We start from the raw sequence: 24,288 nt of genomic DNA on the forward strand, positions 1-24,288 counted from the left end.
GTAATTTCCAAGATTGGTCAAAGATTTCAATAATCGACCGTTTTTTCATCAAACGAGCCGGTTTTTCTCGAAAACAAGCCCATTTCCAAGCCTATTTTCAAATTCCAGGCGCAATGAGGCATCGACGCTCATACGCATCACCGCGCAGCACATTGGCAATCGCGGTTAAAAAGGTTAATCGGGCGGCGTTTTTGGCTATACCACGATAGCGATTCTTGGCGTAACCAAAGCGGATCTTAATGTCTCGAAACACGTGTTCGACCTTGGCGCGGCGGCTTGCCAACTCTCTGGCTGCCGCCCGCAGTAACTGAGCCTCTTCGCTGTCGTCTTTCGTTAGCTTAGTCAGTTTGCCAGGGCGCATCGCAATCACGCAGATCGGTGGATTTTCGGTGGGCATCTCGGGGCGCTTGTCCAAGCCTTGATAACCGGCGTCACCGTGCACGAATTGCTCTTCGCCGTGCAGCAAGGCAGCCGCTTCGGCTACGTCGCTTACGTTCCCTGCGGTGACTTTGAGCGTATGCACCAAGCCGGTTTCGCTATCGACGCCGATGTGAAATTTGCTGCCGAAAAACCATTGATTACCCTTTTTGCTGGAATGCATTTCGGGGTCACGTGACTGGCTTGTGTTTTTGGTCGAGGTCGGCGCGGCAATCAGGCTGGCGTCGACGATGGTGCCGGCTCTTGAAAACAGCCCGCGTTCACTCAGCGTTTGATTGATGGCTTGGAAGATTTGCTCGGTCAAGCCGTGCTGTTCCAGCAAATGCCGAAATTGCAAAATCGTGCTCTCATCGGGCACGGCTTCCAGGCGAATCCCACAAAAACGTCGCAGGGACTCAATCTCGTACAGCGCGTCTTCCATGCCAGGATCGGAGTAGTTGTAGACAATCTGCGCTACGTGAACATGAAGCATGGCATTCAAGGCAAACGGCTTGCGGCCATACCCTTTACCGGATGCGTAATGCGGTTCAATCACCGCTCCCATGACTGACCACGGCAACAGCTCTTCGAGTTGGTTCAGAAACTTTTCCCGCCGTGTGAGTTTACCTTTGTTGGCGTATTCGACATCCGCAAAACTAAGTTGTTGATACTGTTCCATGCGCGTTATCTCGAAATCAGGGCTGTTGCTGAATTATATCGCTCGCCGGTAATTAATCAGAGGTTCCTTAACCTTTAAAGGCTTAGATTTTAGATTCGGCGTGAGTTCTTCTGACTAATTTACCTATTGTGCGTTTGAAGCGCGCATTGGTTAAATATACTAAATAAAGAATAGTCAAGAACGCGACTATGTATATACCGATTTTACTTTTGCTGGCTGGTTGCCCTACCCCTGCCTTAAAGTTCATGTGCGCATCCAGTCTATCGCCGTTATCTTGCAGCAAGGTAATATGAATCAGATATTTGCCTTGTTCAGCTACTCCATCCGGCATATTTAATACCACGGTTCCGGACTTGTGTTTCTCGGCTTCCGAAAAGAAAACCCGTTTTCCTTCAGGCTCCTTGGTGACTTCAAATTCGATCGCCATGTTGCGGTAACGCTGATCTTGGTAGTCGAATACCAACTGCGTCAGCGTGTTGATATCGGGAAGGCTGCCGCAAAAATCTTTAGCCGGATAAGCTTTCGGTTGATAAGCCGTGTAATGCAGCCAATGATCTTTTTCCAGTTCGAACTTGCATTGGTCGGTATCTGTGCCGGCCGCACCGCCGTGCGCCCAAAGAATGGTTGAAAAAATCATCCCCAGAAATCCAAGGAAACTCTTTCTGAATATTTGTGTGGTTTTCATAGACCTTCTCCTAAACGTTAGTTACTGCTATTAATCGAGCCGAATCACTCAAGCCCAATATGGAATAATCAAAAGTAAAAAATAAACCAATGTAAATTTTCATCAATATAAAAAAAGCCATGTACATATAGATAATGAAATTTATAAAAATTGGTTTTACCAAAAATTATCTAATTAAAATTAGACTCAAGATAATGCAAATATATTTTGAGCTAATTGGTCGTTTTCAACTTCTTCTGAATTCTGATTTGTTTTTATGTCATCAATGCTCGATTCATGAATTTCAAATATAGGCGGCGCAATAATTTTTCCTTGCATCAATTCATCAATTTGAAATTTGTCGATGGTTTCCCAATCCAGAAGCGTATACGCCATGTTGTGCAGGATCTCGATATGCGCTTTGAGAATGGTTTCGGCGCGTTGGTAGTTGCTGTCCACCATATGCCGGATTTCTTCGTCGATGATCTGTGCCATTTGTTCCGACATCGGCTTGGCTTGTGCCCCCATGTAACCGCCTTCGCTATCGCCATAGTCCATAGGCCCTAGCCGCTCCGACAAACCCCATTTGGTGACCATATTCCGGGCCAGTTGCGTGGCTCTTTGGATGTCGTTGGAGGCGCCGGTGGTCACTTTGTTTTTACCGTAGATTAAGGCTTCCGCGACCCGGCCGCCGAACAGACTGGATATCTGGCTTTCCAGCTTATCTTTCGAGGCGCTGTACTGATCACGCTCAGGCAGGAACATGGTGATGCCCAAGGCGCCGCCGCGCGGCATGATGCTGACTTTGTAGACTGGATCATGCTCGGGAACGATGCGGCCGACGATGGCGTGGCCGGCTTCGTGATAGGCGGTCATCAACAACTCTTCGCGGCCCATCACCATGGTGCGCTTTTCCGCACCCATGATCATCTTATCGCGAGCTTTGTCCAGGTCATTCATGGTCACCACCCGCTGGTTGTGGCGAGCGGCGAACAGCGCGCCTTCGTTGATCAGGTTGGCCAGCTCGGCGCCGGAAAAACCGGGGGTGCCGCGGGCCAGGTCGTTGATGTTGACGTCGTCGGCCAGGGGAACCTTGTCAGCATGAACCTTGAGGATTTGCTCGCGGCCTTTGATGTCCGGCAAGCCGACCTGAACCTGGCGATCGAAACGACCCGGTCTGAGCAGGGCTTTATCCAGGACATCGGCGCGGTTAGTGGCGGCGATGACGATAATGCCCTCGTTGCCGCTGAAACCGTCCATTTCCACCAACAGCTGGTTCAGGGTTTGCTCGCGCTCGTCGTTACCGCCGCCCATGCCGGCACCACCGCGCTGGCGGCCAACCGCGTCGATTTCATCGATGAAGATGATGCAGGGCGCGCGTTTCTTGGCCTGCTCAAACATGTCCCGCACCCTGGAGGCGCCGACGCCGACGAACATTTCCACGAAATCGGAACCCGAGATGGAGAAGAATGGTACTCCGGCTTCCCCGGCTATGGCCCTGGCCAGCAAGGTTTTGCCAGTGCCTGGAGGACCGACCATCAGTACACCGCGCGGGATCTTCCCCCCAAGTGCTTCGTATTTGCCGGGGTCTTTCAAAAAATCGACCATCTCCACGACATCCTCCTTGGCTTCCTCGACACCGGCCACATCTTTGAAACGAACTTTTACCTGGTCTTCTGCCATCAGTTTTGCTCGGCTTTTGCCGAAACTGTTGGCACCACCGGCGCCACCCATTTGCTGTTTACGCATGAAGAAAATGGTCACTGCTATTAACAACAACATAGGTGCCCAGGAGATGAATATCTGCATTAAGGTCGATGGTACTTGCGGTTTTTCTACTTTGATTTTGACGCCGTATTCCAGCAACTCATCAATCATCCGCATGTCGTTTGGGTTGTAGGTAGTAAAACGAGTGCCGTTCTGACGGCGGCCGTCGACATAATTGCCGTTGATGGTCACTTCCGTGACTGCTTTACCTCGTACATCCTCTATAAAATCCGAATAGGAGATGTCGTAATGCGGATCGTAATCCGGCAGATTGCGGCTAAAAATCGAATAAACAATCAGACCGATGGCGGTGATGATCGTTAGAGAAATTAAGAGTTTTTTCATGGGAATGCTCCGCATTAAGTTCAGCTGCAGGCTGGGTTGGCTCGATAGAGCCTCACCCAACCTATCGAAGCCAACGTGTCGGGTGTCGGGTGACGGGTGACGCCTTACCCGACCTACACCTTTCATTTGGTTTCTATTTTTCGCTGTTGAAATATCTGAAAAAGTCAGATTCGGGCTTCAACACCAAGGTGTCGTCGGTTTTCTCGAACGCCGTCTGATAAGCCTGTAGGCTACGGTAAAAGGCATAAAACTCGGGATTTTTACCGAAGCTTTTAGCGTAAATATCCGCCGATTGAGCGTCACCACGGCCTCGGATATTTTCTGCATCGCGTTGGGCATTAGCCAACAGTACTTGCCGCTGCTTGTCAGCTTCGGCGCTGATCGATTCGGCGCTTTCCGAGCCTTGCGAGCGGAATTCCCGCGCAACCCGTTCGCGCTCGGCGCGCATTCTTTGGTAAACCGAACTGCTGACTTCCGGCGGCAGATCGATACGTTTGATACGGATATCGATCAGCTCGATGCCAAATTTACCGGCTACCGGCGTCAGTTTGGTGAGCAGGGTTTGCCGCAGTTCGGTACGGTCTTCGGAGATCAGTTGCTTGATGGTCCTGAGGCCAAATTCGCCGCGCATGGCATCTTTCAAAACTTGTTCGAGTCTCAGATTGGCCTGATAGTCGTCGCCGCCGACCGTGGTATAAAAAAGACCCACATCACCGATCCGCCATTTGGCGAACGAGTCAACTATAACGTTCTTCTTTTCGGAGGTAAGAAAACGCTCGGACTTGGTGTCCAAGGTCAGCACACGCGCATCAAATGTACTGACGTTATTGATGATGGGGGTCTTAAAGTGGAGTCCCGGCGTAAAGTCTGAAGCGACCATTTCACCGAGACGAAATAAGATAGCCTTTTCATTCTGGCTGACATGAAAAACCGACAGGTAAGCGAGTGCCAGAAGGGTTAAACCGGCCGGTAATAGTGTTATGGTTCTGCTGTTCATGGTCTACTCCGGCTGGGGCGTAATTCAGTGCTGGCAGCAGCTTTATGAGATGTGCCTTTGTCGTTAGCTATGCTGTCGTTGTTGATCTCGGGAGCTTGGACCGTTTTCGCTGTTGCACTATGGGTTGGGGCCGATTGCAACGGCATATAAAACTGCGGCGTGTTGCGTTCCGCTTCGACCATGATTTTGTTGCTGCCGCTGTAGAGCTTTTCCTTGGCTTCCAGGTACAAGCGTTTGCGGGTGATGGCCGGGTTTTTCTCGTATTCCACCAACAACTGGTCGAAACGCTCGGTTTCGCCCTTGGCCTTGGCGACTTTTTCCGCCTCGTAGGCTTCGGCTTCCTGTAACAGGCGAGCGGCGGCACCGCGGGCCTTGGGGATGATTTCGTTGCTGTAGGCTTCGGCTTCGTTGATCAGCCGTTGCTTGTCCTCGCGAGCGCGGATGGCATCTTCAAATGCGCCTTGTACTTCTTCCGGCGGTTGGGCATCTTGCAAATTGACGCTGGCGATGGTGATGCCGGTGCGGTAATCGTCCATGGCTTGTTGAATCTCGCCTTTGATTTCGGCGACGATTTCGCTGCGGCCTTCGGTCAGCACGAAATCCATGTCGTTACGACCGATGACCGCCCGTTCCACGCTTTCGGTCAGTTGTTTCAGCGTGGCTTCGTTGTCCTTGACGTTGAACAGATAGTCTTTGGCATTGTTGATCTGGTATTGCACAGCCAGGCGGACGGTAACGATGTTTTCATCGCTGGTCAGCATCAGGGATTCCTGAGGCAAGGTGGCCGATTTGGTAACACGACTGGAATAACCGACTTCTATAAAGCGTTGCTGCTCGACATTGACGATTTTGACGGTTTCGATCGGCAGCGGAATATGCCAGTGCGGGCCGGGCTGGGTGGTGTCGACGTAAGCGCCGAAACGGCTGACCACGCCGCGATTGCCCTGATCAACGATGTACACCCCGCTCGCCAGCCAGGCCAGGGCCAGCGAGCCGCCCAATACCGCGCCGACTTTCCGCAACGATAACAGGTGCTTGTGGTCGCGATAAAAATCGGCGCCGCGTTGGCTGACTTGTTGCCAGTATTTGTCGGCCTCGGCCTTCCAGTCGGTCGGTGGCGTCGGTTTGCTGGTGTTGTGTTTTTCTGACGACATGGTCGCTCCTCTTGTTATCGTTGGTTTACCTGATTCTTTCAGCCATCGTTAGGCTCTAGAAACGGCATCAGGTCATAACCGAAGTTTTGTTTTAGTTTTTTTAAGGCGTTATTCTGTATTTGCCGAACCCGCTCGCGGGTGACGTGCAATTGTTCGGCGACGGCTTGCAACGTCATCTCGGTGTGATTTTTTAAACCGAAGCGCATAGTCAAAATAGCGGCTTCCTTCTCTGGGAGGCTTGCGACGATTTTGCCGAGGTATAGGCTTAGATTTTGGTCGACGAGCTCGTCCAATGGCTGGGGAAACTGGTGCTGTATAAGGCTGGACATCAGGGTTTGATCGTCTTTCTCACCGGATAGCGATTCATCCAGGGAATGGGTAGCCTGATAGTAGCTACTGATGGTTTTAATCTCTTCCAGCGATAGTTCGCAACGGGCTTGGAGTTCCACCAGACTCGGCCAACGCTGGTGTTCGAGATAGCAATTTCTCATTGCCTCGAACACTACTGAGGCTTTTTCGGCCATCGCAATCGGAAGGCGAACCACTTTTTCCTGCTTGACGATCAGTCTGGAAATGGCTTGTTTGATCCAGAACACCGCATAGGTGGAAAAGCGTATCCCTCGACTAGGGTCGAATCTATCCACGGCCCTGATCAAACCGATGATGCCCTCCTGCATTAAATCGTCAAAACTTAAGGCGCTGGTTTTGTATTTATACGCAAGAAAAGCCACAAGACCAGTATTGGCGCCAATCATTCTTTGTCGGATGTCTTGCAAATGGCGGCGGGAAGTTGCCAACTCAACTTTATGGGCGATGTCGTTGGGATATGTATGTAAAGTTCGATCGGCAATCCGAATCAAAAATGCTGGAAAAAAATGTACATCTTCCAGACGAACTGATTCCGAACTGTTACCAACAAAAAACTGATTTTTGTTTTGTAAGGGGAAGTGCGAGGTGAAATGGGATTTTACAAGATCGTTATTTTGAACAATCTCCTCGTCAACGGTTTTATCATTAATATTGAATGAATAATCGACACTTTCACCTTTGCTAACCAATAGTTGATCAATCAAATAACCATAGGCAATAGGATTTTCTAGAAGTAAGCGCAGAAGTTCATTTTTTGCCTTCTTCATTTCCAAAGCCAAGTCTCGGATAGCTAGGGTTGGTTCCTGGCCAGACAACTTAGATCCGACTTTTATATCTATAGGCTGATTAGATAAATCAACGAATGACTCTCCTGAGGTTGGAACAGAGCCTTCTGTGACTACACTTATTGGATGAAAAAAGCCTAATGCCATGACTGACTCACTAAACACGGATTAAAAAGGTTTGTATGCTATCGCTGATCGCATAACTTCAGCGTACTTTGGAAAAATCTTACAGAGTTTTAAAACATCTGTTAAATGTATAAACTTTATGAGGTCATTATTAATATTCATTAAAATCAATTATCGGTTGTCATTAGTCATCTACTAGGCAAATCAAAACAGGGCCATGATCAAAGGTTTGTTAACAAGAGCACTGATATTAGTGATAATAAAGGCTTATAGTTTTATTCTAATTTTTAATTAACTAATTGATTTCGTGTATTTTATATAAATTTATAATATCACTATAACTCTATCATTCTATGAATATCTTTGATCTCACTGACTTGAATAAATGTTAAGAAATAGGATGCATGAATAGCTCCATCAGATACCACAAGTAGAAATTACTTTCAACTATCACCCTTGGGGAGTTTATATAGCTGATAGATCTACTAGCGGTATTTTGTTTCTGATGGAGCTAGTCATATATCTTTCTTAAATTATCTAAAATAGCAACATCTCGCTAGATAAAAATAAAACAAGGAAACATCTAGGAAAACTGATTTTTATTTTATATAACTATTTATTTTCAACGCGAGTTCATAATTTACCGACTCTATCAACGGACTCAGAAGTTATAAAAAAATCGATAACTTGGGTATCAAGCTGAGGCCATTGCGAATGTGGTTGATCACCTTCGCAATATAAGGTTTTTACTCCATTTGCACACCCTGAATAAGAGATGCAACCATCACCTTGCTTATCCGGAATCGGATCACATTTATTACAGGATGCCCACCAACCGGCCGATTGCTGACCAAATCCTGGGAACAGTCGATCTTTACTGCTATGCATGATCATCACCGACAAGGGCTCTGGACATTTGCGGTCACGTAGATCCTCATAAGTAATACCAGCAGCACTAGGTGCAATAGCGTGTGGAATGTGTCGTGTTCCGGTCATAAACGCTAGCGCCATCGCCGAAGTCCCTCCGTCTGAATGCCCTGTGATATAAACCTGCTTTTCATCAATACACCATTTTTTGGCCATCAAATGCGGAATTGTCCCTAATTCCACAGTGGTGCTAGGCGATAACTCCGGATGATCGGCATAGGCGACGATAAAGCCTGCGCGCGTAGCAGGTAAGGTCAATCCCGTCGTCTTCTCCGTTTTGGCGCGATTCGAACCCGCCGGTGAAAATACCAATAATAATGGGTGAGCAATAGAAGGGTCATAATTAAGTGGGGTGCGGACGTTGTATTTAATGCCGTTTTCGGTCGATTCGCCATAACTGGCACCAGAATCGCCCTTAAGCTGATCAGGTTGACAGCGGTCTTTATGCATTTGGGGGTGATAGCTGGCTTGCCCCAGTTCTACCGAATCGCCACTATGATCCAGACCCAACATGAAAATCACAGCCACGACAGGTAATCCGAATAACACCTTCCACCACTTATTTCCTTCAAGTAGAAAAGACTTTAACTGATTAATATTCATAGCCGTGCCTCTCTTATTTGTTAGATTTGGTTAAATAGCTTTTGCGGATTATGTTTCGGGAGTGTGATTGGGCGTTTCCTTCTGTGCCACCCTAAACAATCCATAGACCATTAAAAACAGGCTGCCAATTATCACAAGCTGTGGCATATAGCTTTTTCCTGGCAGCGACTCCAATCCTACGGAGAACGGAATATGTGAATCTAGGCGCTTATCCTTGTCGACGATAGCGATATGCGCCAAGTAATGGCCCGCACCATATTGGCTGAAATCGACCGAACCATTTGTTGTACCAGTTTTAATCAATTGTGGTTCCTGATAAAAAATCCTCGTACCTTCGGGCTCTTTAGTAATCTCAAATTCGATATTAAGATTTCGCAGACGTTTACCTTCGTAATCGAAAACCAATTTAGTAGGGCCAAGTCCAGGAATAATATCGCAATATTCCGCGTCACCCGTCAGCGTTGGAGTATATGCCGTAAAATGCACGCGTTCAAAGCCAAGCCGAGTTTTACAGGCGTCAACCTCTTCTTGTGCACCACGATGGGCATAGGCATTTATTGACGTTAGTCCCAACAAAACAAGGATAACCGCTAATTTAAACCCGGAACTTTTAATGCCGTATGCCGACAAGTATTCTTCAAGACTAGTTTTCATTGGCTTATCCTCTCTATCTTCATCGCACTTCGAAAAATTCTTTTATAAGGCATGATGTTATGCTCCTGTAATCAAAAAAAAGGGTGCCATCGTTAAACGTGTCGACTATGTTTCCAACCGTTTTTTGACATTCATGTGAATTTCGACTTACATATAGCTTTGCGTTAGAAGAGAAATACGCCTCAGCAATATGTAACAGCTGCTTGATCCGTTAAATGGAACAAGATAACCACGAAAGATGTTTCCCCTGTCTATTTTTTACAGCCAAGAGCACAATAGAATTAGCTAATCATCATTTAAAAATTCTCATTTCGAGCGTCATACGATAAATTAAAAATATTTTTACTTCATAGATTTTTCGTATAATCATTCAACTTTCGAGACATATATAACAACATATTTTATGTCTAGTAAAATATTTATTTTCTATGATTAAATAGGTTTTCCCTATGCAAAAACTTTAATGTTAAAACAATGTAAATTCGTTTTACCTAGAAACCGATATAAATATTTTTCGTTAATATGCCACAAGCCAATTATTATTCTACATGCAAGCGTTCGTAAGAGCCGAGCGTTAATCGGCTTATAAAATTTGCTATTTTTATAAAAAAACAGATTACACAATAATAATCATAATATTATTTTATTAAATATTTGCAGAGTGCTATTTCAGCTTTTATCAGCACTGTTAACCAGAAACTTCCAACGTATCAATGCCCCCACTAAAACCCCGAAGGCCATTGCTAAAGCCTTGATTGTAATACCGGTTTTCATTCGATGTATAAAAAACGCATGCCCTAAAACTGGTTTTATAATTCCATATAGACAAAAAATACTAAAAATATAATAACTAATAACACCGATTGCCATCCACAAATACCGATTCTTTTTTGTTTGCTTTGCAGATTTAAAAAACCAGACTGCAATAAATATTGCTCCAATTGCCAACATGATTAATAACTCGTTAATTTTATTTTATAAAACACTGAGAATGCACTATAGCTACTATTTATTTAAATCAGAAACCACAGATATCAGCAGCCATCATTAGTTTATTATGAAGCCATTAAAGTTAATACATAAACAATATAGTCATTAAATAGCATAACGATTTATTTTATAAAAATAAATTCGTTAAGATCATATACCCAGCCAACAATAGATTGTTATTGTTGGCTGGACGTTTTATATGTGATTTTTTGTAATTAATTAACGTTTTTTGGAATTGTCTTGATTGATTAGTTCGGTTAGTTCGGACATGCGAGTTACTTGTTGCAACAAAATACCTCCAACAGCAAGTGCAAACCACACACCGATAACGAAAGCATAATGCATATAAGCACCAAACAGTTCTTCTCTAAACCAAAATGTATGCCCCCATTCGTTAAAGCCAACAGCAACAAAAATCATAAAGGGGCCCGCAACAGCCAAAGTCAACGGTAGCGAAACGTTTTTGGCAAATAATGGTAATTGGGTACGCGCATATAGCCATGATGAAACTCCCATGATGGTATAAAACGGAAAGCACAGATAAAATTCAACGACATGATTGGCGGTAAAAATGTTGTCGCGAATAGCAGCTTGATGCCAGGCATTATCTTGTTCGGCAAAATAACTACCTGCCCAATAAACTGAAAAGGTATAAATGCTGATCCACATCGTCAGATTCAAATAACGTCGTAATTCCTCGCGTGGAGATAGTTGATCAAGATGTAGATCACGGTTTTTCCAAAAATAATAGCCAAGTGCACCGATCAAACTGAGTTGAAAAATGACTTCTATATAAAACAAATTCATCCAGTATTCCTCAAAAAGAGGATCGGTTGAATCTAAACCCGTAGCAGCACCAAAAGTATATTGATAAGCCGTGATCGATACGTACATAAGCAAAATTGCCAAGAAAGACACAGCGTATCGTTTAAAATCCTTCAGATACCACTGTCTATCATAGGTTTCAGTGCTGGATGATGAAATAATTTTATCAGGTGCAGTAACCATAATAATTTCCTGTTTATATGTAGATATAAATAAATGTTGTTTTATTTGTATTCAGGTATCAAAGACGCCGAAATACTTGATAGATAGCGATTTCCCTGATCATCGAATAAAAACAACAACCCTCCAAAGCGACTATCGGCATCACCAATAACACTGGAGAGATGTTCGATTTCCCAGACAGCATCAGATGCCATGATTTTTACAACTTTGGCTTCACCGGGGTGAATCAAATCGTTTGGTTCAATTTGCATACCGTTTGTCGCCAAATATTCTGGCGGCGTATGACTGGCATCAATGTTCATATTTGAATTAATAAAACGCACAGATCCAGTGGTAAACTCACCAATCTGCAAAGTTTTTTGACTATCGTTTTTGATTTCCACCATCATCATCATTGATCTCTGGGGAATATTGTAAGTAGCGCGTTTAATTTTTGCGTTAACCAGATCGGCTTGTTCAGGTAACGGGGGGATAAGATCCAATGAAGCTTGTAACGGTATGGTTTCCGGATACTGACTGTTTGTCACAAAATAACCGCTCAAGACAATGACAGGAACCGCGACAAGTATCGCCTTAGCCAGATTTTTATCTTTAGGAGTTACCAATTTATCTTCTTCGCCCTTATTCACCATGGCATAGCGTGGAATAAACAACGGACGTCGAACCCACCAAACCAACCAGGCTATTCCCAGAATCATCCACAGCATATGCCAACGAACACCGTTGGCAGTGCCGTAGGTTTCTAAATTGATCATTTCTCCCTTGACAGTTTCGACATTGTTTGTGAACGCATTGGCATTACCGGTAATCTCAACCCATTGCCCAGGTCCCGCAACATTACCTGTATCTATGATATTAAACGAAGGATGAATGTGATAACGCCCAGGAATTCTGGCCTTAAGCTTCATTTTGAACTCATAATCACGACCAACTTTTAGGGGTAATGAGTTCAAATGGGCTTCGCCGTTGATCCACCGTTCTTTACGGAGAAATACTGGACCAGGAGCGATGACACCCAAATAAGCGGCTTCTGGCTTTGGAAGACTATTAGGCCAATCTTCTGCAACATGAACTTTACCGGTTATGGTGAGTTCATCATTAACAGCAACCGTACTAGCTGACCAGTTAACGTCATACCATTGAACCGTTCGCATGCGGACAAAAGGCTCTAAAGAACGTTCACCGTGAGCCCAAGCAGTTGACGTTGAAAGAAAAAGCCCACTAAGACAGATGGATGAAAAAACAAATAACTTCAATAGTTTCATGTTTTTTCTCCTATACACGTTTCAGGTAACGGACAGTGGCAAAGGCTTTACCGATATACCAACCTGCGGCATAAACCAGGATGCAGAGTAGCGCTGCAAAAAAGGCGGATAAAGGAGCGGCCATCTGGCCATATGTTCGTAATGTGCCTCGTTCTATGATGCGTAGATATTCCGGCATACCCGCCCGTAATTATTCAAAACCAAATTGATCGGCGATGGTTTGCAATCCACCTTGCCATTCAATTGGAACATGGAACATAGCAAAAATAGGCCAGTTAGTTGGATAGAATAAAAGCGCAAAAGAAGCGCCCCCTGCAATCGCAGTCACTAGAAAACTAGGTGACAACATCAAAATAGCATCCAAAACTAAGGCGCTAGGAATCATGGTGGCTGGTAGCACAAAATTTAGTGGGTAATTGGTCCAAATTTGATAGGCGGTCACGCGAGTGATCCACATGCCCAGCATTAAACCCACTACTGATAAAGTTGCACCCATAGGCAAACGAAAATGGGTCCATAATACCGATTGCACTGCTGCGGGCCAGGCAATCATCAGAACGGGCGTCACAAGCGGCCAATATTGCCGGTCTTTCCAATCGAGCCAAAAATCCCAGTCGCCCACCGTTAGCATGAAATGCAGATGATAAGAGCCAATATATAAAAATCCGGCTAACACCAAGATTAGATAATCATAAATCCTGGAGACCGTGGCGGTTTCTTTATCAAAACCGGTGGATACGCTAATTGTTGACATAATTCACTCCTCGTCGCAATTTGCAACATTATTTGTACCGTTCGGTACATTTTGGCGCAAAAGAAACGCCTAAATATAACAAGCACTTACTAATCCAAATCACTCAATGCATTAGATATAATATGACTAACCGAATTCATGGGAAGAGTTTCGCTTCCCGTCGCCAGTAAACCGTAAAATAGACCAGTTAGAAAATCAGCGAGTGATTCAGGATCTTTATCGGTTGAAATTTCCCCTGAATTTTGCCCCTTGATAATCGCCGACTTAAAACCTTTTTTAATTCCTCCAAGACCCTGCTCAAAGTACTTAGCAATTTTTGGATCTTTCTGCCAGAAAAAAAAATGAACAAAACAGTTATAGAGATTGGACGTCATCGTAGCTTGAGTTACTGCGTCTTTAGCTAAAAAAATCTGTGTCACGAAAAGTCCTCACGCATTGCGCCATTCTGTACCGTTTGGTTTTTTTGGTGCGCATAAATATATAAATATTCAGTTAATAAATGCCGTTTTTAAGGTATTACTTCATTAAGACTCACATATTGATTATCTCCTTGTCGCTTATTTATATCGACTAGTACAGTATTGTTACAAAAACATCTATTTTTTAGTTTATTAAAAATCAATCCAGCAGGATAAGTGCATTTGAAATAACCTTTTCTAAAGTTTTACGATCAGGGTTGGCGCTACCCATAACTTGCAAACCATAAAAAATACCAGTAAAAAAATATGCGAGCGAGTCGGAATCTTTATCAGCAGCAATTTCCATATCTTTTTGACCTCGAATGATGACCTGACGGAAAGCATCTTCGACTTGTTTGATACCGCCTTCAACTTCTTCAGATATTTTTGCGTCAGTTTGCCAAAACTCCAACGCAGTTTTTCCAAACATGCAACAACGCTTGTCTTCAATGGCCCTATCCATAACTCTAACCAAAATCCGCTCAATCGCGTTTTTGGCAGGTAAACTTGCCGTGATATCGGCTATTTCGCGCACCATAGCTCGCTTACTTCTATAAAGTTTCAGCGCATCTAAAAATAGCTCATGTTTGCTACCAAAGGTTGCATAAAAACTTCCTTTTCCTATGCCCATGTTGTTCAAAAGGTCACTCAGAGAAGCTCCTTTATACCCTTTATCCCAAAAAACATACATCGCTCTAGTAAGAGCTTCTTGAGTATCGAATTCTTGATATCTTGCCATAAAACTTAAATTTTAATATACCATTTGGTACAGAATCTACACTATATTATCAGCCATGTCAATCAATCTGAGCATTTTTTATCGGCGTTCATAAGTCAATTGAAGTCGACGGCAGGCAGCTGCGAACGTCTTTGTTGGTCAGCGCCGTTTCATTGCACCATTGGATTTCGCCGCCTTCAGCCTTAGCTTGGGCGGCAATCACAGGATAGTGTTCTTCAGCCAAGCTTTGACGGCTTCCGGACGTTGTTCGTAGGCTTTCTTGATCGGCTTTTACGGCGTGAAACCCTAGTGTTTAGGGCATTTACATTACCAAAGCCTATTGACATTTCTTGGCGGATTGCAGCCTGGGCATTGAAAACCGGATGAGGCCATCGGGCCTGAAGTAACGCTTCGGCGCACTGGCTTTCAGTGCCGTACTGCTTCATGAAATCCATCAAGCTGAAGCCTTTTGAAATTGGATCGGTTTTTTTTCATGGCACGGATCTCCAGGCAGATCAAGGCTTCAGTTCGACTAACCGAATGATCAAAAGTTGCTGAGGGTCGTGGGTAATCAGGAAAAGTTATGTATTTTCCAAAGCGGGTTATTGATTTATCAATTCCATCAATGTGCTCATACGAATAACGCATTGGGGAAGAATTCCTCCCACCGCAAGCGCGAACCGAACTCCAATGACGAAAGCGTAGTGCATATAGGCACCGAACAACTCCTCGCGAAACCAAAATGTATGCCCCACTCATTGAAGCCAACGGCAACAAAAATGATAAATGACCCGAGAACGGCAAGTGTTAAAGGCAGAGAAATTCCTTTTGCAAATAATGATAATCAAGTTCGCGCATAAAACCACGATGCAGAACCCATGATAATGTAGAACAGAAAACATAAATAAAATTCAACTACATGATTAGCAGTAAAAATACTGTCCCAAATTGCCGCCTGATGCCATGCATTATCTTGTTCAGCAAAAAGCTTCCTGCCCAATAAACAGCAAATGTATATATGCTAATCCACATGGTCAAAACAAGATACGCCAAAACTGGCTGGTTGAATGAGTTCTTATCGCAGACTGCCAGAAATAGCGAATTTATTGCATTTTAAAATTACACTAATTTTGTTGAATAGGATAATCCTATTCAATCATAGAAAATAGGTATTTTACTAGTCATAAAAATTGGTGTTTTATATGCGCTACCATTTAGATAGCCATACAATAAACTTATGAGTTCAGCAAAATTAATTGTAATTTACCCTGTGCCGACCGATATGAAAACTTTTGAACGTCGCTACGCAGATGAGTATATCCCAATGGCTGTCGAAAAACTGGCAGGTAAAACCTCTTTCGTGGCTTCCTTTTTCCACTCCAAGGTCAACCACATTCGCAGTGGCCTCTGCGGGATACCCAAATGATTTAGTTTTTTGTAACTTCAGAGCACATTGATGGAATTGATAAATTAAGTGCGCGCATTGAAAAGAAATAATTATTTAAAATAAAAGTCAGTATTTCGCCGGGTATTACATTCTTTTGTTTGTATCCGGTGAGATGCTACCATTTTATATTCTGTAAACAGGGTGGACGGTTAGCTCCATCAGTAACTATATGACCAGCAATATCTACCAGCCATATAAACTCCCCCAAGGGTTGATGGATGAAGGTAATTGCTACTGGTTGGTCTGGTGGAGCCAACCGCCCATCCCGCTTCTTGAAATGTATTTCATTCGATTGGGAGCACAGATATCAACAGAGTGAGAGTGATTTATGCATCTTGTCTATTTACGTAAACTAAATAAAGATAATATATTGGTCAATAAAGTCAAGATTGGAAACAATTTACAGATCTTCATCATCAAAATATCAGTACATTTGATGCGCGTGTACTGGGTTTGGGGGCGTTTCTCCCAAGCATTTTCTTACCTCCAAGAGAAGAATGCTAGAACTAACTCTTTCGCCATGTGGCGAATAGGTGATGAGGGTTTTTTTTACAAATGCATTTGGCTATTTACTTCTCAATAGACAATACATGTTGATCATTAATATATCTATAAAACATAATATTATTAAAATCAATAAATTGCATAACGATATATTTAAATTGCAAATTTGAAAACAAGACAGAATATTTATTTTATTTGGCGTTAGCAGGATGTTTATATCTTGAATGAACGTCGGCTTTATCAACGTTATCGAGTTAATTTTAGTTATGCTTTTGGAGCTAAGTAGTAAGAGGTAATATGAGGAATCATACCAGTAATATGGAACAAGTCGGACAGTATCTGCAGCAGTGGATGATCATAATAGTTTCAGAGCGTTATGCGTAACATGATAGATAACGACATTCTTCATCTAAGCAGACCAGGTTGCAGTGACGAGCATGATCCGACAGCAATAACTGTGGATGTTGCACAGCAGTCCATTATAGATTGTGTCAAACCATTAGCTAGTACGGAGCAAGAACGATTACCGTTGCGACAATCCATTGATCGCGTCTTGGCTGAAGATATTATTGCTGAAATGAATGTCCCCCCTTATGACAATTCGGCGATGGATGGGTTTGCCTTGCATGCCGATGGTATACCGCAGAACGGGACGGTCACATTAAAGGTAGTTGGAAATAGTTTTGCCGGTCATCCATTTTTTGAGGGTTGTACAAGCGGCGAGTGTGTTCGCATAATGACGGGTGCAATGATTCCGGCGGGTTGCAACACTGTAATCCCGCAGGAGCATGTCGAACTGCTCGGCGCAGAAAGCATTAGAATCGATGGTCGTGCGAGACTAGGAGAAAATGTCCGATTCGTTGGCGAGGATATTCGTTTAGGGCAAACTGTGTTGACTTGTGGTCGACGATTAACGGCGGCAGATTTAGGGCTGTTATCTTCCTTAGGCATCAATAATGTTGCAGTAATGCGGCGCTTGCGGGTAGCCTTTTTCTCCACCGGTGATGAATTGCAGACAGTTGGGGAAGCCTTACAGCCAGGACAGATTTATGATAGCAATCGATATACGCTGTTTGGAATGTTGAGCCGCCAGCATTGCGATATAACTGATCTGGGCGTGGTTGGCGACGATCCCATGCAAGTACGCAATACATTGCAATTAGCTGCGAAGAGTCATGATGTCATTATCAGCAGCGGCGGAGTGTCAGTCGGCGAAGCCGATTATATATATCAAGTGTTGAACGAATTAGGCGACATTATCTTTTGGAAGGTGGCGATGAAGCCAGGACGACCATTAACCTTTGGCCGCCTGCAACAAGCATTGTTTTTTGGTTTGCCAGGCAACCCTGTAGCGGTAATGGTAAGTTTTAGCCAGTTTGTGCAGCCGGCCCTGCAGCGTTTTGGTGGCGAAATCGCGCGTCCGCCTTTAATTTTACGAGCGGTGACCAGTTCACTTTTAAGGAAGCGAGCGGGGAGAACAGAGTACCAGCGTGGCATTTTGAGTCAGGCGTCTGATGGCGAGTTGACAGTATGCAAGACAGGTGAGCAAGGCTCCGGAATTTTACGTTCTATGTCGCAAGCCAACTGTTTCATAGTCTTGACCGCCGATCAAACCCGAGTGGAAGCTGGTTCAACGGTAATCGTGCAACCTTTTGCTAGTTGGCTATAAAGTTTGAATGGAATGACTGAGCTAGTACGAACCGATTAATTCAATATAGAGGCGCCCCCCTGATTTGGGCATAAACCGTCATATTTAGTTGGTCGAGTAGCCCAAAGGAATCGCACCTTCAGGCTATCACATATCACGCAACGGTACGTGAATATCTCGATTCATACCGCTCTTATCGTTCAGTCATTCCGGCGAAGGTAATATGCCAATGTGCGAACAGGCCTGAGTTTTGCAGTGCTATCTTTTCATTCCGACCGTGAAAACTATCACCTCATAAAAAAATGAAGTGCCGCTTTCCTGTCTTGACGAGCGTTCAACAAAAAATCTATGATGTAGCCTTCTTTGTCGAATGCCCGATGGAGATATTTTCATTCGCTTTCACCTTAATATACTCGCGGGATTCTGAATCGGCTCAAGCCACAAAAGTCCGCGCAAATGTGCTACCCAGATGCTTATTGCAATTGCTAAAGAGAGGCCTGTTTTGCTCGCTGAACACGGTATCATAAGTCGCCTTATTGTCCGGGAGTCGATCGCCTTGGTGATGTGACTTCTTTCATGAAGCAAAAAAGCAAATATTGGAGCGCAAATACTTTGCGGGTTGAAGCGGTCAGATACTCATAAATAAACCAAACTGAAAATGCAGATGTTTTCAAGTCTTATGGTTTATTTTAGTGTGTCTATATAGGTATCGCCAATTATATCAATATTTTCGAACTTATGCTTTTCGAGGACACTTTTTTTTAAGATGTCTATCTCTCGTTAAATGTTAAACAAATCAATAAATTGGTCTGATAACATTTAACGAGTTGACACACCGAAAATCTAAATTAACAATGGGAAGCTATTCCTTTAAACCGAAAACGCTGTAGAAAAAAAACATTAACGAAGGAAAAAAGGCAATTATAAACCCCAAAATTACTGCGAATATATATCTGTATTTATACACGAATAATAATATTGGACGAATTGCTTCTGTTAAGTGACTATACTGTTTTTTAATGATATTTTCCAATTTCTGCCCCTCTTTTTATAAAACTATATCGAATTATGACCGTTAGCTACCATTATTTACAAGCTTTTTAGGTCACTTAATACGGTTAAAATTCATGACATATTTTACCTATTCGGTTTATGCTTGGTTTACTTGATTAAAAATCAAAATTCAGACCAAATACCTTTGGCTCCAACTAGTATAAACGTTATGAATTGACCCAATAAAAAAGCAGTCCAATCTCTAACAAGAGTTTTTTTATATCATTCATTATGTACCACCTCAGATGCAGACATCCTGTTTCACTGTAAATTACTTTAATTAGAGCACAAGCCTATTCATTCAATAAGATTATTTATACTGCTTACCATAGGTTTATCATATAGCTATTAGAGTGACACATATTTATTTTGCTTTAGGAAGATAAACTAATAATCGCAACCCTTTTATTGATGCGCCTAAATTCATTTTAAATTAAATCAGACGTGTTTGTAAAAGACTAATTTCCCATGAAAAAATAGGGTTTATTTATGGATTAAAACTGCAAGTAAGTTCTTAATTTCAGTGTTTTTCTGATTCTGCAGATAATAAATCGCATATATCTGGCGGTTAATTTCAGAATTGCTAAAATAACGGCAGGCACGTGATCGACGTTTGCAGGGCAGGCTTATACTCTGAGTAGACTGCTTATCAGAGTTTGGTTTATGGATATCACTTTTTTACCCAGCGTTTTTCTTCATCATGTCCGCCACCCCACAACATGGGGAAAGCATGTAAGAGACCAGGGAAAAGCGCTTCCATACTTTCTTGCGCGCCTTTGGAACTTCCGGGTAAATTAATAATTACTGTTTTGCCGCGGATACCGGCTAGTTCGCGTGATAACATTGCATAAGGTGTGCGTTCTTTACCATAGCGGCGTATAGTCTCAACTAAACCGGGCGCCTCTTTTTCGATGACGTTAGCCGTTGCTTCCGGAGTTATATCTTTAGGACCAAAACCCGTTCCACCGGTTGTTATAATCAGATCAATATTTTCATCTGCCAGTTGCCGCAAGCGATTTGATATTTGGTCTGAATCATCAGGTATAATTTCATAGACCGGAACCGAGAGCTCTTTATCTTCCAAAAATAATTTGATGATTTTTCCAGATGTATCTTCGCGATTTCCAGCATATGTTGAATCAGAAATAACAAGAACAGCCGATTTTAATGGTTCAGCAAAATATTCTTTAAAACTGCTTTTCCCGCCCTTTTTCTTAACCAGCCTTATACAAGAAAAAGAGATATTGTCATCTAAAGGTTTAAGCATATCATAGACATTTAATAGCGCGCCTGTAACTGCAGCCATAGCTTCCATTTCAACACCGGTTTTCCAGATTGCTTTTACTTCCGCTGAAATTTTTATTGTGTCTTTTTCGATATCAAAATTTATATCAACCCAATCTAAAGGTAGGGTATGACAAAAGATGATCCAGGATGCAGCATTTTTTGCAGCGGTTATACCTGCTGCCCGTGCAACCTGTAAAACATCTCCTTTAGGGACAGTTTTTTCAGCCACCCGTTTTATTGTTTCCAAATTAGCTGTCAAAATTCCTTCGGCTTTTGCATATCTTAATGTATTAAATTTTGGACTAACATCAATCATTTTGTAACCCTTGACTCTTAAATTATTTATTTTTTGCATTTTGTTGAACATACAAACGATCAGAAAATTATATTTTCAACTGACCTTACAATTTCTGAAAAAATGTTCTAAAAAGCTAATCCTGAACCCAGCGCACAGATTCATCTTCCATAATTTCTTTTTTCCAGATGGGAACTTTGTGTTTAATATCTTCAACAATCTGTTCCATCGCTTTAATACTTTCTTTACGATGCCCAGATGAGCAAAAAACAAAAAGTGATAACTCTCCAGTTTTTACCAGTCCAGTACTATGAAATATGTGCACGCAATTTAATGGCCATTTTTCAAAGGCTTCTTCACGAATTTTTGCAAAAACTTTGTTGGCCATATCCCTATAAGCTGAGTATTCAATTCCAGCTACATGTTTGCCTACTTTTTCATCCGCACGTACTTGACCGAGAAAAATAGAATGGGCACCTATGCCATGATTAGAGTTATGTGTTGCTATTTGCTCACCGATAAAAACCGGATCAATCGCACCCTGGACAAAATAATTTTTATCTTTCATTGTTCTCATTGTTCTATTTTTTCTTTTTTCAGCCAGGCTGCCAAACCGCCTTTAAGATTAAATACATTTTTAAGGTTATGATGATTCTGCAGCATTCTAACCGCCTTGGCGCTGCTGATTCCATGATCACAATAAAAAACAACCTTGTTGCCGTTTCTCGATATTTTATCAATGTTAGCCTGCAAATCATTTAGTGAAATGTGAACAGAATTCGGCAATTCCATTTGAAATTCACGTGCCGAACGAGTATCAACCAATTGTATTTTTTCTTTTTTTTGTAACTTTTTGTACAAATCAACAGCGCTGATTTCATTTATTTTTTGCTGATTTGAACTGCAAAAGTATTCATAATCAAATGATCCGAAATCCGAGGCATTTTGCAAAGCTAGCTGTACAGCCTGTTCGTTTCGTTGAATGGAAAACTGCATCGTTTGATTATTCAATGCATCAAATATTAAAATTTTTCCAGATAAAATTTCGCCTACTCCGCAGATCATTTTTATAACTTCGTTTGCTTGTAAGTTACCGATAATTCCCGGCAGAACTCCAAGCACGCCATTTTGCGAACAATCCGGTGCTTTTTCGGGTGCCGGCGGCTTGGGGAACAGGCAGCGATAAGTTGGCCATTTATTGCCTTGACCATCTGTAAAATTTAATACACTCACTTGTCCCTGAAAGCGGTCTACTGATCCTGAAACAAAAGGTTTGTCCAGATAAACACAAATATCATTAATTAAATAACGGGTTGGAAAGTTGTCTGTCGCATCAATAACGACATCATATTGGGAAACCAAATCGACGGCATTTTTCGAAGACAATCTTTGAGCATATGCCTTTAAAACAATATTAGGATTGAGATCTTTTAAACGATTTACCGCAGCTTCAGCTTTGAATTCTCCAACTTGTGAAAAGCCATACAATACCTGGCGATGCAAATTAGAAACCGCAACTTTATCGGGGTCCACAATACCAATCCTGCCGATACCAGCTCCGGACAGATACATTAAAATAGGGCAGCCCAATCCGCCTGCACCGATGACCAGCACGTTTGCTTTTTTTAAAGCCTGTTGTCCTGTTTTGCCAATTTTGGGTAAAATCAAATGGCGATGATAATACTGAATTTCCTCTTTATTTAGGTTCATGGCTGCCTTTAAAAAATCAGCCCCCAGCAAAGGGTGGCATAATTGCAACTATATCGTTATCAAAAAGACGGTGATTGTCTTCAACCATTTGCTGATTTACAGCCATTCTATAGGTATAGTCTATTAAGTCTGGATAATTTGTGATTAATTTTCTCTTTAAATCAGTCATATTATCCGTATCTTGAATCGTCAGCATGTTCTTCCCCACCACATCACTCAGAACACCAAAAAAAATTACATTAATTTGCATAGTTTTTCCTTACGTTTTAATGGAAACTATTTTTGTTTGTCTGTTTAAAAAAATTATAGCTATACTCTAATATCAATCCGGCTATCAACGCGATCGTCAGATTTCGTGTGGTAAAAGAAATGAAACCAACAGCAATCGCAACTGCCAACAGTAATAGTGTTCTCAAGTTATCAATAGAGCCAGACTATTCCAAAAGTCAAAATCTGTTTTTAAGTTTTTTCATCATCCACCTATCTGTGCCATTGAAAGATGTTTTTTTGAAAAATGAACTATTTGCTGTGTTCGCTGTTCCGATTCAAATCCGTCTTTTGCCCTTTTGGCCACGGCCTCTCCAATTGCCGTTTTTATTTCCTGATCACTTTTCCCTGAACGTAGCATGTCTTTTAAATTTATGGCGCCATGATCATAGAGACAGGTTTTGAATGTACCGTCGGGAGTGAGCCTTAAACGACTGCATGTTGAACAGAATGTTCTGGAATGGCCGGCGATGATGCCGACTTTTCCTCTAAATCTGGGGATTCCAAAAATTCGGGCAGTTGAACTCATTTTAAGATGTTCGATCATTTCTGGGAAAAAATTCTGCAACGTGCTGATAATTTCTTCTGCAGAATATATTTCGTTTGAAAAACACCCCCCATTAAATGACATTTGTTCAATAAAACGGACTTCGACTTTATTGCTTTTGGCTAACATCGCAAAATCAACAATTTCATTGTCATTGACGCCTTTGAGAACCACCATGTTCAATTTTACGTTCAGATCTGTTAGCAGAATTTTATCAATGTTATTCCACACCCGTTCAAAATCATCACGTCGGGTAATTTTATAAAAAACGTCTCGCTTCAATGAATCAAGACTGATGTTAATACTGCCTGATTTTATTTTTTGAAACAATGGGATGGTATCTTCTAAAAAATAGGCATTCGTTGTTAAATTGATTGTTTCCAGTTTTTCATATTGGTTTATTCTGGTTAAAAAATCAGGCAGACCTTTACGAACAAAAGGCTCGCCACCGGTAATACGCACCTTGGTTACACCTAAATCCAGAAAGAGTCCAAGAAGATGTTCCATTTCCTGAAAGCACAAAATATCATCACGCGCTTTAAGATCAATACCCTCCTCTGGCATACAATAAGTACAACGAAAATTGCAACGGTCGGTAACGGCAAGCCGCAAATAATTTAAATGGCGCCCCTGGGGATCAATCAATTGGGAACCTGTTGAATTTTCTGGATTTGTTGTATGTAAGTAAGTCACACTCATGTTACTCCTTTCCTAGTACAGGAGGCTTTGCTATTTCCGGCAAAACCTTATCAGCCATGAACCCTATATAGTCATACTTAATAGTCATACTTAGGTAGGCTCGAAGTTAATTTAAATAGTGCGTAAAACTATACAAAAATATTTTCACTGA

General features: G+C 42.5%; 19 protein-coding genes, 6 pseudogenes and 1 riboswitch. Of the genes and pseudogenes, 2 read left to right on the forward strand and 23 right to left on the reverse strand.

Going from position 1 to position 24,288, the window contains the following annotated elements:
• Positions 1–97: 97 nt before the first annotated feature.
• The 17 genes and pseudogenes from DDY07_RS12985 to DDY07_RS24455 form a co-directional block, all read right to left on the reverse strand.
• Positions 98–1,096 carry an IS5 family transposase gene (locus DDY07_RS12985; protein ID WP_020481735.1) on the reverse strand — a complete coding sequence of 333 codons (999 nt, stop codon included), beginning with the start codon at positions 1,094–1,096 and terminating at the stop codon, positions 98–100.
• Positions 1,097–1,178: 82 nt separating this feature from the next.
• Positions 1,179–1,781 carry a hypothetical protein gene (locus tag DDY07_RS12990; protein ID WP_033193891.1) on the reverse strand — a complete coding sequence of 201 codons (603 nt, stop codon included), beginning with the start codon at positions 1,779–1,781 and terminating at the stop codon, positions 1,179–1,181.
• Between the two features lie 186 nt (positions 1,782–1,967).
• Positions 1,968–3,872 carry an ATP-dependent zinc metalloprotease FtsH gene (ftsH, locus tag DDY07_RS12995; protein ID WP_064009722.1) on the reverse strand — a complete coding sequence of 635 codons (1,905 nt, stop codon included), beginning with the start codon at positions 3,870–3,872 and terminating at the stop codon, positions 1,968–1,970.
• A 133-nt stretch (positions 3,873–4,005) separates the two neighbouring features.
• Positions 4,006–4,869, reverse strand: coding sequence for a protease modulator HflC (gene hflC / locus DDY07_RS13000; protein WP_064009721.1), 864 nt, complete (start codon positions 4,867–4,869; stop codon positions 4,006–4,008).
• Positions 4,866–6,023 carry an FtsH protease activity modulator HflK gene (gene hflK / locus DDY07_RS13005; RefSeq protein WP_064009720.1) on the reverse strand — a complete coding sequence of 386 codons (1,158 nt, stop codon included), beginning with the start codon at positions 6,021–6,023 and terminating at the stop codon, positions 4,866–4,868. Before hflK ends, hflC begins: the two co-directional genes overlap by 4 nt.
• A 38-nt stretch (positions 6,024–6,061) precedes the next feature.
• Complete coding sequence (locus DDY07_RS13010) at positions 6,062–7,324, reverse strand: RNA polymerase sigma factor RpoD/SigA (RefSeq protein ID WP_231886508.1); 1,263 nt, start codon at positions 7,322–7,324, stop codon at positions 6,062–6,064.
• Between the two features lie 612 nt (positions 7,325–7,936).
• Entirely contained in the window at positions 7,937–8,833 is an 897-nt protein-coding gene (locus DDY07_RS13015; protein WP_064009718.1) for a PHB depolymerase family esterase, read from the reverse strand.
• A 48-nt stretch (positions 8,834–8,881) separates the two neighbouring features.
• Positions 8,882–9,487, reverse strand: coding sequence for a hypothetical protein (locus DDY07_RS13020; protein ID WP_064009717.1), 606 nt, complete (start codon positions 9,485–9,487; stop codon positions 8,882–8,884).
• Between the two features lie 669 nt (positions 9,488–10,156).
• On the reverse strand, positions 10,157–10,438 hold the full coding sequence (locus DDY07_RS13025; protein WP_064035884.1) for a hypothetical protein: 282 nt from the start codon (positions 10,436–10,438) through the stop codon (positions 10,157–10,159).
• A 258-nt stretch (positions 10,439–10,696) separates the two neighbouring features.
• Positions 10,697–11,485, reverse strand: coding sequence for a bacterial ammonia monooxygenase, subunit AmoC (amoC, locus tag DDY07_RS13030; RefSeq protein WP_033193892.1), 789 nt, complete (start codon positions 11,483–11,485; stop codon positions 10,697–10,699).
• A gap of 41 nt (positions 11,486–11,526) precedes the next feature.
• The gene (amoB, locus tag DDY07_RS13035; protein WP_064007081.1) at positions 11,527–12,750 is read right to left on the reverse strand and encodes a bacterial ammonia monooxygenase, subunit AmoB; all 1,224 of its coding nucleotides are present in this window, start codon (positions 12,748–12,750) and stop codon (positions 11,527–11,529) included.
• A gap of 10 nt (positions 12,751–12,760) precedes the next feature.
• A pseudogene (gene amoA / locus DDY07_RS13040) lies at positions 12,761–13,504 on the reverse strand (bacterial ammonia monooxygenase, subunit AmoA).
• 89 nt (positions 13,505–13,593) lie between these two features.
• Positions 13,594–13,923 carry a hypothetical protein gene (locus tag DDY07_RS13045; RefSeq protein ID WP_064007082.1) on the reverse strand — a complete coding sequence of 110 codons (330 nt, stop codon included), beginning with the start codon at positions 13,921–13,923 and terminating at the stop codon, positions 13,594–13,596.
• A gap of 199 nt (positions 13,924–14,122) precedes the next feature.
• On the reverse strand, positions 14,123–14,701 hold the full coding sequence (locus tag DDY07_RS13050) for a TetR/AcrR family transcriptional regulator (RefSeq protein ID WP_064007083.1): 579 nt from the start codon (positions 14,699–14,701) through the stop codon (positions 14,123–14,125).
• A 106-nt stretch (positions 14,702–14,807) separates the two neighbouring features.
• Positions 14,808–14,986, reverse strand: a pseudogene (locus DDY07_RS13055) (IS630 family transposase); the annotation flags it as partial.
• Between the two features lie 54 nt (positions 14,987–15,040).
• A pseudogene (locus DDY07_RS13060) lies at positions 15,041–15,135 on the reverse strand (transposase); the annotation flags it as partial.
• A gap of 147 nt (positions 15,136–15,282) precedes the next feature.
• Positions 15,283–15,680: pseudogene (locus DDY07_RS24455) on the reverse strand (methane monooxygenase/ammonia monooxygenase subunit C).
• A 237-nt stretch (positions 15,681–15,917) separates the two neighbouring features.
• Between DDY07_RS24455 and DDY07_RS13070 the strand changes: the two are divergent.
• Together DDY07_RS13070 and glp are read left to right on the forward strand one after the other, a co-directional pair.
• Positions 15,918–16,049: pseudogene (locus tag DDY07_RS13070) on the forward strand (ethyl tert-butyl ether degradation protein EthD); the annotation flags it as partial.
• A gap of 958 nt (positions 16,050–17,007) precedes the next feature.
• Entirely contained in the window at positions 17,008–18,300 is a 1,293-nt protein-coding gene (gene glp, locus DDY07_RS13075; RefSeq protein WP_064007085.1) for a gephyrin-like molybdotransferase Glp, read from the forward strand.
• Positions 18,301–18,566: 266 nt separating this feature from the next.
• Here glp and DDY07_RS24460 read toward each other — a convergent pair.
• The 6 genes and pseudogenes from DDY07_RS24460 to moaA form a co-directional block, all read right to left on the reverse strand.
• A pseudogene (locus DDY07_RS24460) lies at positions 18,567–18,656 on the reverse strand (IS6 family transposase); the annotation flags it as partial.
• A gap of 1,346 nt (positions 18,657–20,002) precedes the next feature.
• Positions 20,003–20,986, reverse strand: coding sequence for a bifunctional molybdenum cofactor biosynthesis protein MoaC/MoaB (moaCB, locus tag DDY07_RS13080; protein ID WP_082879501.1), 984 nt, complete (start codon positions 20,984–20,986; stop codon positions 20,003–20,005).
• A 64-nt stretch (positions 20,987–21,050) separates the two neighbouring features.
• Positions 21,051–21,482, reverse strand: coding sequence for a molybdenum cofactor biosynthesis protein MoaE (locus tag DDY07_RS13085; RefSeq protein WP_231886509.1), 432 nt, complete (start codon positions 21,480–21,482; stop codon positions 21,051–21,053).
• 5 nt (positions 21,483–21,487) lie between these two features.
• Positions 21,488–22,624: a molybdopterin-synthase adenylyltransferase MoeB gene (moeB, locus tag DDY07_RS13090; RefSeq protein WP_064007087.1), complete on the reverse strand. Its 1,137-nt coding sequence runs from the start codon at positions 22,622–22,624 to the stop codon at positions 21,488–21,490.
• Between the two features lie 16 nt (positions 22,625–22,640).
• Positions 22,641–22,874: a MoaD/ThiS family protein gene (locus tag DDY07_RS13095; protein ID WP_064007088.1), complete on the reverse strand. Its 234-nt coding sequence runs from the start codon at positions 22,872–22,874 to the stop codon at positions 22,641–22,643.
• A 222-nt stretch (positions 22,875–23,096) separates the two neighbouring features.
• On the reverse strand, positions 23,097–24,137 hold the full coding sequence (gene moaA / locus DDY07_RS13100; RefSeq protein WP_082879512.1) for a GTP 3',8-cyclase MoaA: 1,041 nt from the start codon (positions 24,135–24,137) through the stop codon (positions 23,097–23,099).
• A riboswitch (molybdenum cofactor riboswitch) is annotated at positions 24,126–24,255 on the reverse strand. It overlaps the preceding gene by 12 nt.
• Positions 24,256–24,288 lie beyond the last annotated feature (33 nt).

The sequence above is a fragment of the Methylomonas sp. ZR1 genome (assembly GCF_013141865.1).
Lineage (GTDB): Bacteria > Pseudomonadota > Gammaproteobacteria > Methylococcales > Methylomonadaceae > Methylomonas.

Coding starts and splice junctions, on each gene's coding strand:
- moaCB (WP_082879501.1), bottom strand. CDS start 20,986: ATGTTCAACAAAATGCAAAAAATAAATAATTTAAGAGTCAAGGGTTAC.
- DDY07_RS13015 (WP_064009718.1), bottom strand. CDS start 8,833: ATGAATATTAATCAGTTAAAGTCTTTTCTACTTGAAGGAAATAAGTGG.
- ftsH (WP_064009722.1), bottom strand. CDS start 3,872: ATGAAAAAACTCTTAATTTCTCTAACGATCATCACCGCCATCGGTCTG.
- DDY07_RS13010 (WP_231886508.1), bottom strand. CDS start 7,324: ATGGCATTAGGCTTTTTTCATCCAATAAGTGTAGTCACAGAAGGCTCT.
- hflK (WP_064009720.1), bottom strand. CDS start 6,023: ATGTCGTCAGAAAAACACAACACCAGCAAACCGACGCCACCGACCGAC.
- DDY07_RS13050 (WP_064007083.1), bottom strand. CDS start 14,701: ATGGCAAGATATCAAGAATTCGATACTCAAGAAGCTCTTACTAGAGCG.
- amoC (WP_033193892.1), bottom strand. CDS start 11,485: ATGGTTACTGCACCTGATAAAATTATTTCATCATCCAGCACTGAAACC.
- hflC (WP_064009721.1), bottom strand. CDS start 4,869: ATGAACAGCAGAACCATAACACTATTACCGGCCGGTTTAACCCTTCTG.
- DDY07_RS13085 (WP_231886509.1), bottom strand. CDS start 21,482: ATGAAAGATAAAAATTATTTTGTCCAGGGTGCGATTGATCCGGTTTTT.
- DDY07_RS13020 (WP_064009717.1), bottom strand. CDS start 9,487: ATGAAAACTAGTCTTGAAGAATACTTGTCGGCATACGGCATTAAAAGT.
- DDY07_RS13095 (WP_064007088.1), bottom strand. CDS start 22,874: ATGCAAATTAATGTAATTTTTTTTGGTGTTCTGAGTGATGTGGTGGGG.
- glp (WP_064007085.1), top strand. CDS start 17,008: ATGCGTAACATGATAGATAACGACATTCTTCATCTAAGCAGACCAGGT.
- amoB (WP_064007081.1), bottom strand. CDS start 12,750: ATGAAACTATTGAAGTTATTTGTTTTTTCATCCATCTGTCTTAGTGGG.
- DDY07_RS12990 (WP_033193891.1), bottom strand. CDS start 1,781: ATGAAAACCACACAAATATTCAGAAAGAGTTTCCTTGGATTTCTGGGG.
- DDY07_RS12985 (WP_020481735.1), bottom strand. CDS start 1,096: ATGGAACAGTATCAACAACTTAGTTTTGCGGATGTCGAATACGCCAAC.
- moeB (WP_064007087.1), bottom strand. CDS start 22,624: ATGAACCTAAATAAAGAGGAAATTCAGTATTATCATCGCCATTTGATT.
- moaA (WP_082879512.1), bottom strand. CDS start 24,137: ATGAGTGTGACTTACTTACATACAACAAATCCAGAAAATTCAACAGGT.
- DDY07_RS13025 (WP_064035884.1), bottom strand. CDS start 10,438: ATGTTGGCAATTGGAGCAATATTTATTGCAGTCTGGTTTTTTAAATCT.